At 62.9% G+C, this 17,147-nt stretch carries 13 protein-coding genes and 1 pseudogene; 6 read left to right on the forward strand and 8 right to left on the reverse strand.

Annotation, left to right across the window (positions count from 1 at the left end; translation table 11 throughout):
* The first annotated feature begins 26 nt into the window (after positions 1 to 26).
* Positions 27 to 269 (forward strand): HPr family phosphocarrier protein, encoded by a 243-nt coding sequence (locus HGI30_RS22625; protein ID WP_168909570.1) that lies wholly within the window; start codon positions 27 to 29, stop codon positions 267 to 269.
* A 423-nt stretch (positions 270 to 692) separates the two neighbouring features.
* Positions 693 to 1,941 (forward strand): annotated as a pseudogene (locus tag HGI30_RS22630) (MFS transporter).
* 207 nt (positions 1,942 to 2,148) lie between these two features.
* Here the strand turns inward: HGI30_RS22630 and HGI30_RS22635 are convergent.
* The 4 genes from HGI30_RS22635 to HGI30_RS22650 form a co-directional block, all read right to left on the reverse strand.
* Positions 2,149 to 3,051 carry a GIY-YIG nuclease family protein gene (locus HGI30_RS22635; RefSeq protein ID WP_168909571.1) on the reverse strand — a complete coding sequence of 301 codons (903 nt, stop codon included), beginning with the start codon at positions 3,049 to 3,051 and terminating at the stop codon, positions 2,149 to 2,151.
* Positions 3,052 to 3,144: 93 nt separating this feature from the next.
* Complete coding sequence (locus tag HGI30_RS22640) at positions 3,145 to 4,134, reverse strand: Gfo/Idh/MocA family protein (RefSeq protein ID WP_235680258.1); 990 nt, start codon at positions 4,132 to 4,134, stop codon at positions 3,145 to 3,147.
* Between the two features lie 316 nt (positions 4,135 to 4,450).
* Complete coding sequence (locus HGI30_RS22645) at positions 4,451 to 4,939, reverse strand: pyridoxamine 5'-phosphate oxidase family protein (RefSeq protein ID WP_168909572.1); 489 nt, start codon at positions 4,937 to 4,939, stop codon at positions 4,451 to 4,453.
* A gap of 125 nt (positions 4,940 to 5,064) precedes the next feature.
* Positions 5,065 to 6,867 carry a stalk domain-containing protein gene (locus HGI30_RS22650; RefSeq protein ID WP_168909573.1) on the reverse strand — a complete coding sequence of 601 codons (1,803 nt, stop codon included), beginning with the start codon at positions 6,865 to 6,867 and terminating at the stop codon, positions 5,065 to 5,067.
* A gap of 203 nt (positions 6,868 to 7,070) precedes the next feature.
* Here HGI30_RS22650 and HGI30_RS22655 point away from each other — a divergent pair, with 203 nt between their 5' ends.
* Positions 7,071 to 7,460, forward strand: coding sequence for a BlaI/MecI/CopY family transcriptional regulator (locus tag HGI30_RS22655; RefSeq protein ID WP_168909574.1), 390 nt, complete (start codon positions 7,071 to 7,073; stop codon positions 7,458 to 7,460).
* Positions 7,457 to 9,778 (forward strand): M56 family metallopeptidase, encoded by a 2,322-nt coding sequence (locus tag HGI30_RS22660; protein ID WP_168909575.1) that lies wholly within the window; start codon positions 7,457 to 7,459, stop codon positions 9,776 to 9,778. The genes HGI30_RS22655 and HGI30_RS22660 overlap by 4 nt, the downstream gene beginning before the upstream one ends.
* Positions 9,779 to 9,836: 58 nt before the next feature.
* Here the strand turns inward: HGI30_RS22660 and HGI30_RS22665 are convergent, their stop codons facing one another.
* Both HGI30_RS22665 and HGI30_RS22670 read right to left on the reverse strand, forming a co-directional pair.
* Positions 9,837 to 10,973 carry an SGNH/GDSL hydrolase family protein gene (locus HGI30_RS22665; RefSeq protein WP_206109976.1) on the reverse strand — a complete coding sequence of 379 codons (1,137 nt, stop codon included), beginning with the start codon at positions 10,971 to 10,973 and terminating at the stop codon, positions 9,837 to 9,839.
* A gap of 140 nt (positions 10,974 to 11,113) precedes the next feature.
* Complete coding sequence (locus tag HGI30_RS22670) at positions 11,114 to 12,370, reverse strand: helix-turn-helix domain-containing protein (RefSeq protein ID WP_168909576.1); 1,257 nt, start codon at positions 12,368 to 12,370, stop codon at positions 11,114 to 11,116.
* A 146-nt stretch (positions 12,371 to 12,516) separates the two neighbouring features.
* On the opposite strand from HGI30_RS22670, the gene HGI30_RS22675 reads away from it, so the two are divergent.
* Entirely contained in the window at positions 12,517 to 13,272 is a 756-nt protein-coding gene (locus tag HGI30_RS22675) for an SDR family NAD(P)-dependent oxidoreductase (RefSeq protein ID WP_168909577.1), read from the forward strand.
* 1,066 nt (positions 13,273 to 14,338) lie between these two features.
* Here HGI30_RS22675 and HGI30_RS22680 read toward each other — a convergent pair.
* Both HGI30_RS22680 and HGI30_RS22685 read right to left on the reverse strand, forming a co-directional pair.
* The gene (locus HGI30_RS22680; protein WP_168909578.1) at positions 14,339 to 15,199 is read right to left on the reverse strand and encodes an NAD-dependent epimerase/dehydratase family protein; all 861 of its coding nucleotides are present in this window, start codon (positions 15,197 to 15,199) and stop codon (positions 14,339 to 14,341) included.
* 221 nt (positions 15,200 to 15,420) lie between these two features.
* On the reverse strand, positions 15,421 to 16,311 hold the full coding sequence (locus tag HGI30_RS22685) for a DMT family transporter (RefSeq protein WP_168909579.1): 891 nt from the start codon (positions 16,309 to 16,311) through the stop codon (positions 15,421 to 15,423).
* A 189-nt stretch (positions 16,312 to 16,500) separates the two neighbouring features.
* On the opposite strand from HGI30_RS22685, the gene HGI30_RS22690 reads away from it, so the two are divergent.
* Entirely contained in the window at positions 16,501 to 17,100 is a 600-nt protein-coding gene (locus tag HGI30_RS22690) for a TetR/AcrR family transcriptional regulator (protein WP_168909580.1), read from the forward strand.
* Positions 17,101 to 17,147: the final 47 nt, after the last annotated feature.

Genomic DNA, 17,147 nt, shown 5'->3' on the forward strand with positions numbered 1-17,147 from the left:
GAGAGGCCGATCAGGAGGAATGAAGCATGAGCGGAATCGGAACGAAGGAAATCGTGGACATCAACCGGGCGGCATCTCAATTCGAATCCAGCATCGTCCTGCACGCAGGCGGACGGTGCATCGACGTCAAAAGCATCCTCGGCCTTACCGTCACGCTGGTGCAGGACGAGTGCTACACGTTGGAGATCCACGGCCCGGACGAGGTGGATGCAGCGGTGGCGCTGCTCGACCTCTTTGCCGGCGCAGGGCTGCGCGTGCGGATGAGGTAGCGGGAGGCGCGCCTCGCTAAAGCTTCGATCATCTCCTCCTAGGCTCTGGACGTCGCCGAGCTCTGACGCGGCCCGATCCACTCGGTCTCATAATAGAAGCAGAAAGGAGCCGTCATTTTGACGGCTCCTTTCTTATCTTCTACAGAGTGCCGGCTTGCTCGTGCCGGGCCGACGCTCTTCATGAACCGCTCCCGCGAGCCGCCCTCGTACAGCCCGTATTTTGGACCCGGCGCTGACGATGCGTTGACGCGGCCCGCGCGCCCGAGTTGGCCGTCGTCCAAAGAAATCCGGTACAATTTGGTTAAAGCTGAACTGCCCCTCAAAAGCGGGTTTCCGATGAGGTTATACTGGGAAACGGAGGTTCGCATGGATTCGGCAAGCTGCCAGCCTCTTCCCATTCTTAGCCATGAAGGGGCTGATTTCATGACTCCATCCACGGACTCGGCTTCGCCGAGCCTGTTCCGCAACCGGTTCCTGCAGACGATTCTCCTCTCCAGCCATGATGCTGCAGATCGGCATCTGGGTGCGCAACTTCGCCATCCTGCTCTACGTCGCCGAAAGAACGAACGACGATCCCATCGCCATCTCGCTCATCAGCGTGGCCGAGTTCGCCCCGATCTTCATCTTCTCTTTCATCGGAGGCACGTTCGCCGACCGTTGGCGGCCCAAGCGGACGATGGTGTGGTGCGACCTGCTCTCGGCCGTATCCGTCTTCGCGGTGCTGCTCGCCATTCATTTCGGCAGCTGGGAGTCGATCTACCTGGTCGCGTTCATCTCCGCCATCCTGTCCCAGTTCTCCCAGCCGTCCAGCATGCGCCTGTTCAAGCAGCATGTGCCGGAAAGCCAGATGCAGCAAGGCATGGCGCTGTTCCAGTCGCTGCAAGCGACGTTCATGGTGCTCGGCCCGATGCTCGGCACATTCATCTACAGCCGCTTCGGCCTGGAGCCGTCGATCGCCGTCATGGGCATCGCGTTCCTGCTGTCGGCGCTCGTGCTCGTCCGTCTGCCCAAGGATATCGAGCAGCCGCGCGAGGCGGGAGCAAGCGGCCGATTCTGGAGCGAGCTCGCCGAAGGCTTCCGTTATGTCTGGCGCAGCACGGTGCTGCGGACGCTCGGCCTCGCCTTCCTGCTGGCCGGCCTGGCCGTCGGCTTGGCGCAGGCGCTCAATCTGTTCATCGTGACGGAGCGGCTCGGCCAGGACAAGGAGTTCCTCCAGTACCTGCTCGTGGTCAGCGGCGTGGCGATGCTGATCGGCGGCGGGGTCGTCGCCGCGTTCGCCAAGCGCGTTTCTCCGCAGCTGCTGCTGGCGACGGGCATGCTGTTCAGCGCGGTGTGCACGGTCATCGTCGGCTTCTCGACGAGCGTGCCGGTGACGCTCGTCACCCAGTTCATCAACGGCCTCGCCTTCCCTTGCATCCACATCGGCATCAGCACGATGATCCTGACCTGGTCGCAGCCGTCGATCGTCGGGCGGGTGAACGGCGTGCTGAACCCGCTGTTCATCGGCATGATGGTCGTGTCGATGTCGCTGGCCGGCGTGCTCAAGAGCGCGTTCCCGCTCGTCGCCATCTACAGCGGCTCGGGCCTGCTGTTCCTGCTCGGCGCGCTGGCGATGCTGCCGATCGCCAGGCACAAGGCTCCGGAGCAGGCTCAGATCCAAGCCCAGGCTTAGGCGTTCTTGCGCTGCTCCTTTTCAAGTCAAATAACCGCTCCCCGACGGGAGCGGCTACGCTGCCCGGGCGATTCGAGCGGTTTTTTATGGTTGCATTGCTGGTTATGCTCAGGCCGCCGTTTAAATTTTAGCTGCTCCTTGAGTCACTTCCAGTCGAGTATAATACACGGGGCAAGAGAAATAATGAGGTAAGGCAGTTTCCGACTCCTAATCTTTCACCTCACTTGCCTCGACCTCTTTGAGAGTTTTCCCATCTTCCTTTTTCCACTCGACATTACCATTTGTTGAAGCACCAAGAACAAAAGCCGATGCTCCAGATGGCGTCTTAAAGAGGATGTCCTTTGTTAAGAGTCCATTTACTTCTATATAATTTTTATTATCTTCCCGCGCCAATTTAGCAAAGTGTGGACAGCTGGGTAATATATCTTTACGAATTATACTGCCCGACAGGACTACAAGCCCTTCGTTCGTCAACCGTGCGGTTGCGTTCGCTCCGCTCCTCTTAATAAAGAAAACTTGCTCCGGTTTGGCTAAAGCTACATCGCTATCCTCGGAGGATAGAGCCGTTACTTGCTTTACAAGAGATTCAAAAACTTTATAACCAAGGGCTCCCATAATAATTTTAGCGTACTCAATGAATTCCTCCAATTCACTTTCTTTTTCCTCTGTGACGTTTCCAAGCGTCGGTTCGTTGCTGTTTTTAATTAAATATCGATTTGCCGAATTCGCCAAATTAGTAAAGCGGTTCTCAAGATAGCTTATTTCTGTGGGGCCGAATGAGTTGTTTGACGTGGTAAACACAACTGCTTCCGTCCAGTAATCCTTTTCTGCATCCCTTTTGTGTTCCTGTAAGCGATAAAGAATGCCTTTACGATTTTTGCGAACTCCAGCTTGTCCAATATATGCGACATTCTCTCCGGTCTGGTCAGAAATGCCGAACAGAAAATAAACCCCACTTTGTAGAAGATCCTCTCTGCCCTCGCACTTCTCCAGCTCGGTACGAGGAAGTTTGTAGGCGACTCCCGTCCAGTTTGCAAGGGTGCTTTTAATGCGACCACTTGGGTCACCATCCATTAGGAACAGATTAATGCTTTTTCCTCTTGCGGTCATGAACGTTCCCCCCTCTAGTTAAAGCAAAAGCTGCTTCAACTCTATTTTGCACCGTTGAGCTGCTATCGTGACTTGCTGAAATAATAATATGCCTTAGCCCAGATCCTTCCCGTCCCGATAAGCCGGGTCATGCAGCGCCTCCAGCACAGCCTGGGCTTTGACCCCGTCGGCGAAGTCGTAGACGATCGCCTCTTCGCCGCGGATGCGGCGAAGCACCTGGCGCAGCAGCGGCAGCGGGCCTTCGTCCTCGATCACGTCGACCGGCTCGAGCGAGGCCTCGTCCCGTCCGGCGAGCAGCCGACGCCAATTTTCCAGCGCGACGACGCCTTCGCTGCCTCGGACCACCATCGACACCCGCTCCTCTGCCACCCCATGCGTACGCCCGGTCAGGCGGATGTGCTTGCCGTCCGCCAGCGTCAGCTCCGCCTCGGCCTCGGTCTCGCTCGACTCCGCTCCATCGCCGTAGGCGACCTGGCTGCGCACGCGCACGATGTCCCCGAACAGCTGCTGGATCATATGGATCCAGTGGATGCCGACCTCGAGCAGGAAGCCGCCTTCCGCGCGCGTCGTGATCCAGTCGTTCTGCTGCCAGGCGCGCGGCCACTGCGGGAACTCCAGGATGAGCTCCATGCTCTCGATCTCCCCGACGCGCCGCTCCTCCAGCAGCAGGCGCCGCATCTCCCGCACCGCCGGGTCCAGCGGAAACGAGAAGTGCACGGCGCTCACGACGCCGGCCGCCTCGGCCGCCGCGCGCATCTGCTCCGCCTCCTCGAGACGGCTCGCCAGCGGCTTCTCGCAGAAGACGTGGATGCCCTTGGCCATCGCGGCCTCGGCCGTCTCCCGATGCAGCGATGGCGGGACTGCGATGTAGAGGAGGTCCAGCTCCTCCCGCTCCAGCATGTCCCGATAATCCTCGTACAGCGCCACTCCCGGCCGCTGCTCCCCGATCTCCCGCAGCGTCTCCGCACGCGGCTCGCATACGGCGATCAGCTCGCATTCCTCTGCGAACCTCGGCTGCGTGCGCAGCGACATGCCCTTGCCCATATTGCCCAAGCCGATGACGGCCATCCGAACTTTGCCCATGGTCAGCTCCCCCTGATGCCTTGATGTAATTCCACCCGGTAAGGGTTCGACCCGTCGATTCGGTGTTCCTTCCCTGGGGCGAAAAGGGAATCGGCTCCTGCCGATCTCCCTAGCGGATTCCCTTTGGCGGACCGCCCGCCGGACAGCCGAAAAAGCCGCTCTCCAGACATGCTTGGAGAGCGGCTTCATGATGCGGACGCAGGGCGGGAAGAACGGCTTGATTCTTCGATACGAGACGAAGAGGCTCTGGACCTCCGGCTGGAAGAGCCGGCTTCGTGCAAAAGCTCGTCCAGCGGCAGAAGCCGCTCCCGCCCTCTTACAGCTCGACCGTCTCGTTCAGCTTGCTGTCGCCCGAGCCGGCGCCGGTGAGCCGGTGCAGCATGAGCTTGGCCGCCTCGAACTTGTTCGCGGTGTCCCAATACTCCGCCGCCTCGGCGTTCACCTTGACCAGCACGACGTTGGGATCGTCGTAGGAGGCATGCAGCAGCTTCTCGTACGCCTTGTTCCAGAACGCCTTCTTCTTCTCCAAGTCCTCGACGAACTCCGCCTTGCCGCGGATCGAGACGAACGACTTGCCCGCGTAGGCGACGTTGACCCGCGGATCGCGCCGCAGCTCGCCGTACTTCGCCGTATCCTTCATCGTGACGAACCACAGGTCGCCGTCGAACTCGATTTCCTGGGTCTTCATCGGCCGGGAAACGAGGCCTTCCTCCGCGATCGTCGTCAGCATCGCGGTCTCGATGCCCTCGATCAGCTCCCGCACCTTCTCCACCGCTTGTTCATGGGTCGTTTGTCGTTCCGACATGATGCATCACCTCTTCCGCTTTTGTATTCCCTTTTTACACGGAATCGATAAGCGCCAATCGTCCGCCGCACGCGAAAAGAGGGCAGGCCCTCCCGCAAAGGAAGCCTGCCCCGGCGAAACCGACGTCAGCTGCCGGATGCGAACACGCCGCTCTTGTACGTCAGCGTATAGACGATGCCGCTGTCCGTCAGCAGCGTGGAAGCGACGTTGTCGCGGACGATCGCCATGCTTTTGCCGTCGGCACCGACCTTGTACAGCCCGGGCTCATAGCCGTTGGAGACGTAATAGACGCCTTTCGGCCCGACCTCGTACGAAAGGGCCGGCTGGTCGCTCAGCTTGGTCTCGCGCCCAGCCGCCAGGTCGTAGCGGTACAGGTCGCCGGCCTGAGCATACCCGTCGCGCGCGTCGGTCCCTGTCGGCAGGACGCGGTAATACAGGCTGCCGCCGTGCATCCGGACGTCGAAGACGGGACGGTCGACGAGGATGCGGACCGCGCCGCCGCTGAGTCCGGCCTGGCCGAGCTTGCCGGTCGCGCGATCCACGTAGTAGACGGAGGCGCCTTCCAGCCAGAAGTCGGAGGCTGGCGGCGTCAGCTTCGTCTGGGCGCCGCCGGCTAGCGGGATGCGGTAGACGGCGCTCGTCGCCGTCTGGTCCGCTTCTTCATAGCCGAGCGAGTAGGCGCTGCCGTCCTTCACAACCAGCTTGGCGTTGCTGGCGTAGCTGACGCCGCCGCCTTCCGACAGGGTGCGATTAATGCCATAAGTGAAGGCCGCGTCCCCGATCGAGGACACTTTGCCGGTCTTCAGGTCGACCTGCTTGAGGTTGCCCGGCTGCATGGACATGAAGCGGAAGTCGGTATACAGCAGCCGGTCGCCGGCGCGGGCATAGGCCATCAGGCTCTTGCCGCCCACGACCTTCTGGAGCGTACCGCCATCCAGCCGGTAGAGCGTTTCGGAGCCCATCGTGTTGTCGCCGGAATGCAGGTTGACGAACAGCTGGCCCTCCAGCTTGAACACCGCCTCCAGCCAGCCGTCGCTCGGCTTCCAATCCGACACCGAGGCGGCTTTGGCCGCCTTGCCCGTCACCGGATCGAGCGCATGCAGCTCCGGCTTGCCGCCCACGACCGTCGGGAAATAAATCTTGCCGTCCGCGACTTTCGCCTGGCTGAGGACAGGCTGCCCCGCAAGCTCGATCCGCACCGGCTTGCCGCCGTCCTTTTGCCGATACAGCATCTCGGATGTCGACGAAGCGGTATAGAACGCTCGATAGTAGTACGAAGTATTACCCGACCTTGCCAGCAATCCGGTCGAGCTCTCCACCTCGGCGCGAGTCCGCTTGTCCGCCAACTGCCGCTTGATCGGTTCGATCAGGGAGCGCGTATCGGCCAGCTTCGGATCGATCTTGTCGTCGCCGATGAGGATGAGCCCGTCGAGCCACTGGATCTCCTTGTCCAGCGCGTCCGAGGCGCTGCGCAGCGGCAGCAGGATCGTGCCGTTCACCTTGTACGGGGCGACGTCGATCGAGACGGCTTTGCCGTTCACGTCCATCGACCGGCTGCCGACGGCGAACCGGATCGTCTTCTTGAGGGCGGCGTTCGTCAGCACGACCTCATTCGGCCGCTTGGCGTCCCATTTCGTTTCCCAAGTGCCCCCGGAACGGTTCACCTCGCCCGCGAGATAGCCGAGCAGGCGGATCGGGACGAACACGCGGCTGTCGCGCTGCACGAGCTTGTAGTCGAGGTACAGGTCCGTCTTCGAGCCGCGGATGAACACCTTCTGCTGAAAATCGTAGGGCAGGATGACGGTCCGGTCGAAGGCTTGCTTGAGCGAGGTCGAGGCAGGCGCCTTGCTGTCCGCCGCTGAGGCGGGAGCAAGCGCGGTCCCGGCCCAGAGGGCGGCCGCGAGAACGGCGAGCGCAGTCTTTTTCATGGTCAGGTCTCCTTTTCAAGGTCTGTCTTCACGAATAGACGGAACTCGGCGGAAGAATGTTCCTGTCGCATATGTACCCGAAAAGCCTCATGGCCGACTAAAAAAGAGGCAGAGAAAGGTTGGGTTGACACAAGTTGATTACACATGTAATCTATACCCATCGTTTACATGTGTAGATGTTAAAGGAAAAGGAGGGATCCCTCATGAACGCCCCTATCCGCATCAGCGAATCGGAGAGCGAGGTGATGAAGCTGCTGTGGGAGCAGGAGCCGCTCACGGCAGGAGAGATCATCGTACGCCTGCAGCGGGAGATGGACTGGTCGGATCAGACGATCAAGACGTTCCTGAACCGTCTGCTCAACAAGGAAGCGATCCGCTTCGAGAAGTCCGGCCGCACGTACCGGTATTATCCGCTCGTCACGCGAGACGAGTACTTGAGATCCGAGAACCGCTCGTTCCTGAACCGCGTCTATGACGGAGCGATCGGCTTGATGTGCGCCAAGTTTCTGGAAGAGGAGAAGCTGTCGGATCAAGACATCGAGCAGCTGCAGCGGCTGCTGGACAAGCAGAAGAAAGGCGGCGACGAAGCATGAGGATGCTGGAGACGATCGTTCTGCTGCTGCTCCAGGCATCCATCGGCTCGTCGGCGCTCATCGCGCTCGTGCTGCTGGTCCGCCGCTGGCGCGAGGGGCCCATGCTGCCCCGGATGCTGCCGCTGCTCTGGCTGCTCGTGCTCGTCAAGCTGCTCGTCCCGGCCTTGCCGGCAACGCCGCTTCAGCTGATGCCGCATGTCGCCGGCCTGTCCGGACCGTCCAGTCCTGCGCTCCAGGAACCATCCTCTGCCGGGGCGGTCACCGCTTCGGCGGAGCAGGCCGCACCTGGATTGCCGGAGGGAGCGGGCCTCGCCAGCGCAGACTTCTCGGACTCAGCCTCGCCAGCAGGAGCGGGCCTCCACCCGGCAACGCCGATGCAGCAGGCCTCCGGCGAGGCCGCTGCCGGCGGCGCTTGGCTGCGCATCGCTGCGTTTGCCTGGCTGGCAGGCCTGATCGCCCTTTCCAGCATCGGCCTTTTCGCCGCGCTCCGTTTCCGACACCGCCTCAAGCAAGCGATTCCGGTCACGGAATCCGCCGTGCTTCGCCAGCTGGACGCCTTGAGCGGGCAGCTTGGCCTGCGGCGGCGCGTCCGCCTCTACGAGCATGCCGACCGCTCCGGTCCGTGCGTATACGGCCTGATGCGTCCAGCCATCTACCTGCCGGCAGGCTTCGCGGTCGAAGCCGATCCGCGTCAGCTGTCCCATGTGCTGCTGCATGAGCTGACTCACGTCAAGCGCAACGATCTGCCGCTCGGAGCACTATGGTCGCTCGCGGCGGCGATCTACTGGTTCAACCCCTTGGTCTGGCTCGCGCTGCGAAGCGTGAAGGCCGACCGGGAAGTCGCTTGCGACGCCGGTGTACTCGATCTGCTGGGCATGCAAGAGCGGACCGCGTATGGCACGACGCTGCTCCAGCTCGCCCGCCGTCCCGGCCCGCGCCCGCATTTTGCCCTTCCGTTCGCGAGATTTCCACGCAAGCGCGGCAAGCGCAAGCTCGATGAGCTCAAGCGCCGCATCGGCATGATCGCCTCTTTTCGGGAAGCCTCTTCGTACCGGCTCTCCTACCCCGCGCTAGCCCTTGCCGTCGCCGCCGGTCTTGCGCTGATCCTCACGATCTCCGTCCCGCTGCGCAGCTCCGCCGCAACGGAAGCGCCTCCGACTTCCGAAGCCGGGAGAGGGTCGGAATCGCTCGGAATCACGCGCATCATGGACGACTTCAAATGGTTCTCCAGCTTGGACCGCTTGCGCGTCCATGCGAGCTTCGACTTCAAGGTGCCGGACGCGCTTCCGGAAGGGTATAAGCTCAGCTACCTCAATTTGCAGCAAGCGTGGCAGATCAATCCGGAGCTCTCCACTATCACCTACGAATCAGGGAAGACAAGCGACACCTATAGACGCGAGTTCGTGCTCAAGGTTTCCAAAGAGGATCTCCGAAACGAATACAAGGAAAAGCCCGGCTCCGAACTTCGTACGTCTGCTCCGGCCATGTGGGGAGAGGCGGCCCCGATCACCTTCCGTCATGAGCCGGCTACATTCGCGGGTATTCCAGGCACACTCGTCACGCAAATCCAGACGTATGCCTGGCATTTGCCCGAGCATGCCAAGACGTTCGTGTGGGAGGATGGCGGCATCTGGTATGCCTTGGAATACTTCAGCGAGAACCACAGCCGCGAGGAAGGCCTGCCCCAGCACTGGAAAAACCTCAGTGACGCCCAGCGCGACCAGGTGCTCCGCTCGTTCGTCTGGCCGGATCAGCTGCAGCGGACCGACTATAGCGGCGAAGGTCAGTCTTTCCCGCTGTACGACACCGATGATCTTGCCGACGCAAGACGCAGCCTCGGCTTCGAGCCCGCCCTCCCGCGCGCGCTCCTCAAGGATCGACTCCGGATTCGGGATGCGAGAATGATGTTCAGGGATGATCAATACGCCGATGATCCATTTCACATTTTAAGCGATGCGCTTCGGACCACCTATCGCGCGCCGAGTGAAAAGCCGATCGGGGATCTGAATGCGGAAGTCGTGTTCTATCAGAGCCGCGGGCCATTGGCGGATGAAGAAAAGCTTTTGTCCTCCAGCCGAATCTGGATTCAAGGGCTGGAAGTCACATCCGTAATGGATCCGACTTCTAATTTCAACCCTTATGGAATCGACAAGGGATTCCAGGACCTTGGCTACTCTCATCGCTATTATTTCTGGGAACACGAAGGGCTCCATTACTTGGCCTTTTTCCGCGACCTGGATGAAGTCCAGCCCGAACTGCTGCGCGAGCTCGTCATCAAGACGTTGGAGCCGGCGGCCAGCCAGCCTGGGCCGGAATGAATCAAAAGCCCCGCTCGACTTCCCTGCAAGGGAATCGATCGGGGCTTTGTTCATAATTTCAGCGTTCCGCTCGGGGCATTCCCAGCAGCCCGCGCAGATGCTCCGCCAGCGCCTCCGCCGCCTGCCGGTGCGCCTCGGTGCCGGGATGCTGGCGGGCGCCCTGCGTACGGGCCGTCATCGCCGGCAGCTGGAACACGGCGACGCGGCGGTCGCCGGTGCGCTTCGCATGGGCGTCGACGGCCCGGCAGATGCTCGGCATCATCTCGAGGCCGAGCATGCCGTACGCCCAGACGATCCACGCCTGCGGATTGCACGCGCGCACCCGGCCGAGGAAGCGCTCGGCCGCCGCCTCGAACGCCCCCAGGTCGTCCGCGTGAAAGCTGCCGTCATCTGCCAGCCGCTGCTTGAACCGATCGCCCGTCTCCCTGCAGATCCACTCCGGCGAACGGAACGCGCCGCCGTCGTTCGTGCCGAGGTTGACGACGACGGCATCCGGCTGCCAGGAGCCGAAGTCATGCGTTTCGCGCGCGCCAAGCGCTTCGTTGCGCTCTCCGCCGAGCAGCCCGCAGGCCTGCTCGTATACGGCCGGCATTCGCGAGCGCGGGTCGTTGTCCCAGCCGCTGAGCACGCCCCAGCCGCTTTGCGACAGGATGCGGCAGTCCGCGTCCAGCGCCTCGGCCGTCAGCCAAGCATAATTGTCCCGTGCGCTGAACCACATCGGGATCCAGTCCTCCTCCGATCGCGCCCCGATCGCTCCTTCGCCGGAGGTGATGCTGTCGCCGACAAACTCGATCCGGCGCGCCCGCTCCGGCACCGGCAGCAGCTCCCCGTCCGTGCGGAGCCCGTGCAGCAGCAGCGCGCAATCAGGATCAGAGCTCATCGCCTGCGACTCCTTGACGAAACGCACGCGCTTGGCGGTGTGCGGGTTCATCCCGCGGAACACCGGCACCCAGCGGCGGCCCTCCTGCGCCATCTGGCGGCTGACCGGAGCGCCGTTCACCAGCATGCTGAACCACGGCTCGTACCGTCCCAACGAAGCCTCGACCTCCAGCCACAGCTCCGCTCCCGTCACGACCAGCTCGATGCCGCTGCCTGTCCAGAACAGCGCGAGCGGCGAGCGCGACGTCCCCGTCCTTCCATGCGTCCGAACAAGCGGCGCATCCTCCAGCGCCATCGTTCGCAACCTTCCTTCCATCCTTCGCATCCCCTTTGTCGGCGCGCGCTCCATGCGGGCGTCCGCCTCCGAGCTGAACCGGTCCGCCCGCCGAAATCACCTTGCCTAACCGTTAGGCCGCACCTGTCTTCCTCTTATCGTTCCACCGGGCCGGAGGCTCGTCAAGCCTGCGGCAGCCTCCGCGCCGGGCGCCGCTCCGCGCGCCGGTAGGCCCGGGGCGTCTGGCCCTCCCATTTTTTGAACACCTTGATGAAGTAGCTCTGATCGTGAAAGCTCAGCCACGCCGCGATGTCCGCCACCGGGTAGTCGGTGAGCGACAGCAACTTCTTGGCCTCCTCGATCCGCTCGCGCTGGATGTAGGCCGAGATCGTCAGCCCGACCTCTTGTCGGAACAGTCCGGACAGATAGTTGGGGCTCAGATGCGCCCGCTCGGCGAGCCTGGGCAGCGTCAGCTCTCCGTAGAGCCCGCTGGCGATCTCATGGAGGCAGTCCTGGACGGCGGGGGAAAAACGGCCGCGGCGCTCCTGCGCCACCCGGTCGACAAAGTCGAACAGCGCCTTGGACATGACCGCGCCGACCTCCTGCAGCGACGGCTGGTCCTCCAGCAGCTGGATGTAGTAGTCGCTCAGCGTGAACGCCGTTTCCTCCTGCAGGCCGCCCTCGATCGCCGCCCGGCAGATGAGCGCGATGCCGGTAATCATCAGATTCTTCTCGCTGCGCAGGCGGCTGCGGCGCGCGAGTACGCCGAACTCCTCCTCGCCGACGATGAACTCCATGACGAACGCGCGCATCCGCTCCTTCTCCCCCGTGCGGACGTAGTGCAGCAGCACGCGCTCATGCGGCAGGTTGGCATGCTGCAGCCCGCTGCGCCGGCTGCGCGACAGCTCCGCCTCCGCGCCTCGGCTCCCGGCCGAAGCCGGCTCCTGCAGCGGAGCCTCGGCCAGCAGGCTGGCCGACGGATCGACCGGCTTGCGGCGCACCGCATAGTGGACCATGAGGCCGATCGCAGCGGCCCGCTCGGGGGACAGCAGCGGCACCGCCTCATACAGGTCCAGCAGCTGCCGGCGGTTGCCGGCATGTAGCGCAGCCAATCCTTCGTCCATCCCGCCGCCCGCGTCCCGTTCCTGCGTGAACGGTCCGAGCACGAGCGTGCCGGCGAGCCGCCCGTCGTCCAGTGCGTTGACGAACAGGTACTCCAGACGCGAGCGCGTGAAGCGGACCGGCTGATCGGCCGCCACGAGCGCGTACTCGGCGCCGGCGACCTGGTCGCGGACAGCCGCGAAGAACGGGTTGGCCCGGAGCGCGGCGGGGGCGTGCTCCGCTTCGATTTTCCTCCCCGGATGGACGAGGAAGACCGGCACTTGCAGGGCATCATATAGAAGCCTTCCGAATTCGGCCAGCTCCTCCAGCTTGTTCATGTCCGTCCTCCCTTCGGCTGCCGGCCGATCTCAAGATGTGAAAAAAGTACTACAAATCGGAGAAAAGAACAAGGAACGCCGATGTAAGCGCTCTACAATGGAAGGGCAGAACCTCATCTCACTCTTCTCCGAAAGGATGGTTCCATATGCTTCACGATAAAATCGCGCTCGTCACCGGCGGAGGCAGCGGCATCGGCCGCGCCACGAGCCTGAAAATGGCCGGTTACGGAGCCAAGCTCGTCATCGTCGACTTCAACGAGGCCGGAGGCCAGGAAACGGTCCGGCTGATCCAGGAGCAAGGCGGCGAGGCGATCTTCGTCCAAGCCGACGTCTCCAAGACCGAGGACGTGCAGCGCTACGTGCAGGCCGCCGTCGACGCCTACGGCCGGATCGACGTTTTCTTCAACAACGCCGGCATCGTGCAGAAGTTCAACCGGCTCGCCGACATCGAAGAGAACGAGTTCGACCGCATCATGAGCGTCAACGTGCGCGGCGTCTTCCTCGGCATGAAGTACGTGCTGAAGGTGATGGAGCAGCAAGGCAGCGGCTCGATCGTCAACACGGCTTCCACGGCTGGCGTGAAGAGCGAGCACAGCGCGTCGGCTTATTCCGCGAGCAAGCACGCGGTCGTCGGCCTGACGAAGGGCGCGGCGATTGAGTATGTGAAAAAAGGCATCCGCGTCAACGCCATCTGCCCGGGCGGCGTCGAGACGGCGCTGACGAAGGGCGTCGAAGCGGCGTTCCTGTCCGGCGGCTACGTGCCGGAGGAAGTCGGCAACATGCGCATGGGCCGCTACGCCCAGCCGGACGAGCTGGCAGAGGTCGCCTGCTTCCTGGCCTCTGATCGCGCCAGCTATATGACCGGCTCGATCGTGCTGGCCGACGGCGGACTGACGCTGTAAGCTTGGACGGATCGGTATAATCGCGAAAAAGGGACGCAGCCGAGCATCGGCTGCGTCCCTTTTTGCGGCTGGTGGCGGGGGTCGGAAAGGCATGCAGACGAAGCCAAGGCACAGGTCGGCCTTGGATTTGCCGGCTCCGGGCCGCCGGAGCGAGTCCAAGGCACTTTTCTGCCTTGGATTCGCCGGCTCCGGGCCGTTGAGCCCGATTCAAGGCTTATTTCTGCCTTGGAGTCCCGGCTCCGGGCCGTTGAGCCCAATTCAAAGCCTATTTCTGCCTTGGATTTTCGGACGCGAGCACGCGAGGATGGTTGCAATGGGCAGGTGGACTGCGAGGAAAGGGTGGAAACGTCCTTCGTTCATCACGCTCCGCTCGACGAAGGGGTCCAGACTTCCTTCCTGCATCGCGCTCGCCGAACAACCACTCGAGGAAGGGGTCCAGACTTCCTTCCTGCATCGCGCTCGCCGGACAACCGCCCGATGAAGGGGTCCAAACTTCCTTCCTGCATCGCGCTAGGCGGATAACCGCTCGACGAAGGGGTCCAGACTTCCTTCCTGCATCGCGCTCGCCGGACAACCGTCCGAGGAAGGGGTCCAGACTTCCTTCCTGCATCGCGCTCGGCAGACAACCGCTCGAGGAAGGAGTCCAGACTTCCTTCCTGCATCGCGCTCGGCAGACAACCGCTCGAGGAAGGGGTCCAGACTTCCTTCATTCATCGCGCTCGGCAGACAACCGCTCGATGAAGGGGTCCAAACTTCCTTCCTGCATCGCGCTCGCCGAACAACCGCTCGAGGAAGGGGTTCAGACTTCCTTCCTGCATCGCGCTCGCCGAACAACCGCTCGAGGAAGGGGTTCAGACTTCCTTCCTGCATCGCGCTCGCCGGACAACCGCCCGATGAAGGAGCCCAGACTTCCTTCGCGCGCTGCGCTAGGCTTCCTCCGCCTCGCCACTGCCGCTTGGCCCCGCTTGGCCCCTCTCGTCCTGCCGCCGTGCTATGACTCGCCAGCCGTCCGGGCCTGATCGCCCCGCCGTCCTTCCGCCCTGCTCCGCCTCGACGGCCCGCTCGCCTAGCGGCCGAGCTGCTCCCGCCACCGATGCTTCGGCTGCCAGCCGAGCAGGCGCATCGCCTTTTCGCTGCTCAGCAGCGCCTCATGCCCCTCCAGCGGAGCGCGATAATCCTCCACCTCCGGATAGCGAGCGGCCATCAGCTCGCGGCTCGGCACCGCCATGCTCGTCTCGTCGGAGGCCAGGTTCAGCGCCACCGATCCGAGTCCGTCCGCCTCGACGGCGAGCCGGCACGCCTCCGCCGCATCGCGCGTGTCGATGTAGCTCCACAGGATGCGCTCGCGCTCCTCGGGCTTGTCGATCCAGGACGGGAACCGCTCGTACCACTCCGGCGGGATGACGTTGCCGAGGCGCAGCGAGACGACCTGCATGCCCGTCCGCCGATGGAACATGTCGGCCGTCAGCTCGCCGACGACCTTGGACAGGCCGTAGCTGTCCTGCGGCAGCTGAGGATGCGCCTCGTCCATCGGCACGTACTGCGGGCCGAACGGATGCACGGCGAAGCAGATGCCGTAGCTCGACTCGCTCGAGGCGACGACCGCCTTGCGGATGCCGAGGCCTGCCGCGGCCTCCAGCACGTTGTAGGTGGACATGACGTTGTTGCGGAACGTCGTCTCCGGCGGCACCATGCCCGCTCTCGGAATCGCCGCCAGATGCACGACCGCGTCGGCGCCGGCGAGCGCGCCGTAGGTCTGGCCGAGGTCCTGCAGATCGACGATGAGCGTCGGACAGAGCGGCTCCTCCGGATGGCGGGTATCGACATTGGTCACTTCATAGCCCTGCTCGAGAAAATGCTGGACGACCCAGCGGCCCAGCATGCCGCTTCCTCCGGTCACGACGACTTTTTTGCCTGCAGATGACATATCGGATCTGCCTCCTCTTGATGGTTTCCAAGGCGATGCTTCGCTCGCATGCCCGCTGCTTAGGCAGCTTCCCTTAGCTTAAACTTTGTTTAGAAGATAAACCATCTATTTCTGGACTGGGCCGACATTGGAAAAAGGAGTATGGTCTACCGATCCGAAAAGCTTACCGAAGGGAGAGGTCCGATAGAGCGCTCGCCAATCCGGCCTCCCGCGCCAGCCCATCAAGCCCCCGCCGAGGCCGGCTTGGAGGGCCTCCTCAAGAGCGGCAGCTGCAGCCACAGGATGCCGGCGATGAATACGGCCGAGCCGAGGCCGACATAGATCGTCATCGGCTCGTCGAAGAACAGCACCGACCAGAGCATCGTGAACAGCGCCTGCACGTTGCCGAGCAGCGCGGCCGCGGCGAGCGGCACGCGCTTCAGCCCTTCCGCGAACCAGACGAAGCTGAGCCCGGTGATGAGGCCGAGCGCGAGCACCGCCGCCCATGCGGCAAGCGACATGTCGCCGACGAAGCCCCAGCCGGGCTGCAGCGGCGGGAGCGGCGCCAGCAGCAGCGCGCTGACTGCGAACGCCGACAGGTTCATGCTGCCGGAATCCAGCTCGCCGACGAGGCGGCGCTGGCTGATGACATGCAGGCCCGCTCCGGTGCCTCCGAGCACGAGCAGCAGCATCGTCAGCCCGCCCGAGCCGAGCTCCTCCAGCGGCATGCCGTTCCATCCGATGAGGGCGACCCCGAGCATGCACAGCGCGGCGGCCGTCCAGCCGCGGCCGGATACGCGCTCGCGCAGCAGCCAGGCGGAGAACAGCAGGATCGCCGTCGTCTGCACCGGCGGAATCAGGATGTTGGAGTAGGAGTAGCCGAGCGTGATCGCGGCGTTCTCGAACAGATAGTTGGCGGCCTTGGCCGCGCCGCCGATCCAGATCCATTTGAGCGCCAGATGAAGCCGCAGCCCGCGTCCGCGCGCGAGCATGTAGATGCCCAGGAACAGCACGCCGAAGAAAAAGCGTCCGAACGAGATCGCGAAGCTGTCCAGCATCGGCGCCGCGGTCTTGACCAGAACGCCGACGAAGCTCCAGGCCAGCGTGGCCAGAAGCACGAGCCCATACCCCATTGCCGTTCCCCCTCTGATGCATGAAGTATAGGCGCGTACGGGACAATAGGCAAGAGAAGACGCATCGGGCGACGGCTTCGTTTCCAGCCGATTCCCTGGCGGAATCGGTTGTGAAAGGCGCTTTTCCCCGCTATAATACTGAATATACGTTCAGGATGTAAAAAGGCTAGGAAACCGGGGTGAGGCCTGTTGAACAAGAAGCAGCAGCAGACGGAGCAGACGAGGAAACGGATCGCCGACGCCGCGCGGGCGCTGTTCGTGCAGAAGGGCTACAAGGCGACGTCGATCGACGAGATCGTCAAGGCGACCGGCTCCAGCGCCGGCAACATCTACTACCATTTCAAGAGCAAGGAAGGGCTCATCCTCCATCTGCTCGACGAGTGGAACCGCGAGTGGGAGGACCACTGGCTCGCCGAGGAAGTCCGCTACGAGACGGCGGCCGGCAAGCTGTACGGCATGGCCGAGCATCTCGCGCTCGACCAGTGGAGCCATCCGCTCTCCAAGGCGGTCGACGAATTTTTCAATCTGTCCGACAAGACGACGGACGTCGAGGAGCGGATGCAAGGCATCGTGGAAGGCTACCTGGCCTTCAACCGCCAGCTGCTGCAAAAGGGCGTCGACAGCGGCGAATTCGCGATCCGGGACGTGGAGACGGCGGCGCTCCTGCTCGACAGCCTGCTGTACGGCCTCAGCCAGCATGCCAAGCGCATGACGCGAGACGAGGCTCTCGCCGCCTATCGCGCCGGGATGGACGCGTTTTTGTACGGAATCGCCGGAGCGGCCCGCTGACGGCCGCGTTTTTTTCAGCCCTTTTCTAGAACGATTATTCAGGATGT

Source organism: Paenibacillus albicereus, assembly GCF_012676905.1.
Taxonomy (GTDB): Bacteria; Bacillota; Bacilli; order Paenibacillales; family Paenibacillaceae; genus Paenibacillus_O; species Paenibacillus_O albicereus.

Coding starts and splice junctions, on each gene's coding strand:
- HGI30_RS22625 (WP_168909570.1), top strand. CDS start 27: ATGAGCGGAATCGGAACGAAGGAAATCGTGGACATCAACCGGGCGGCA.
- HGI30_RS22635 (WP_168909571.1), bottom strand. CDS start 3,051: ATGACCGCAAGAGGAAAAAGCATTAATCTGTTCCTAATGGATGGTGAC.
- HGI30_RS22640 (WP_235680258.1), bottom strand. CDS start 4,134: ATGGGCAAAGTTCGGATGGCCGTCATCGGCTTGGGCAATATGGGCAAG.
- HGI30_RS22645 (WP_168909572.1), bottom strand. CDS start 4,939: ATGTCGGAACGACAAACGACCCATGAACAAGCGGTGGAGAAGGTGCGG.
- HGI30_RS22650 (WP_168909573.1), bottom strand. CDS start 6,867: ATGAAAAAGACTGCGCTCGCCGTTCTCGCGGCCGCCCTCTGGGCCGGG.
- HGI30_RS22655 (WP_168909574.1), top strand. CDS start 7,071: ATGAACGCCCCTATCCGCATCAGCGAATCGGAGAGCGAGGTGATGAAG.
- HGI30_RS22660 (WP_168909575.1), top strand. CDS start 7,457: ATGAGGATGCTGGAGACGATCGTTCTGCTGCTGCTCCAGGCATCCATC.
- HGI30_RS22665 (WP_206109976.1), bottom strand. CDS start 10,973: ATGGAAGGAAGGTTGCGAACGATGGCGCTGGAGGATGCGCCGCTTGTT.
- HGI30_RS22670 (WP_168909576.1), bottom strand. CDS start 12,370: ATGAACAAGCTGGAGGAGCTGGCCGAATTCGGAAGGCTTCTATATGAT.
- HGI30_RS22675 (WP_168909577.1), top strand. CDS start 12,517: ATGCTTCACGATAAAATCGCGCTCGTCACCGGCGGAGGCAGCGGCATC.
- HGI30_RS22680 (WP_168909578.1), bottom strand. CDS start 15,199: ATGTCATCTGCAGGCAAAAAAGTCGTCGTGACCGGAGGAAGCGGCATG.
- HGI30_RS22685 (WP_168909579.1), bottom strand. CDS start 16,311: ATGGGGTATGGGCTCGTGCTTCTGGCCACGCTGGCCTGGAGCTTCGTC.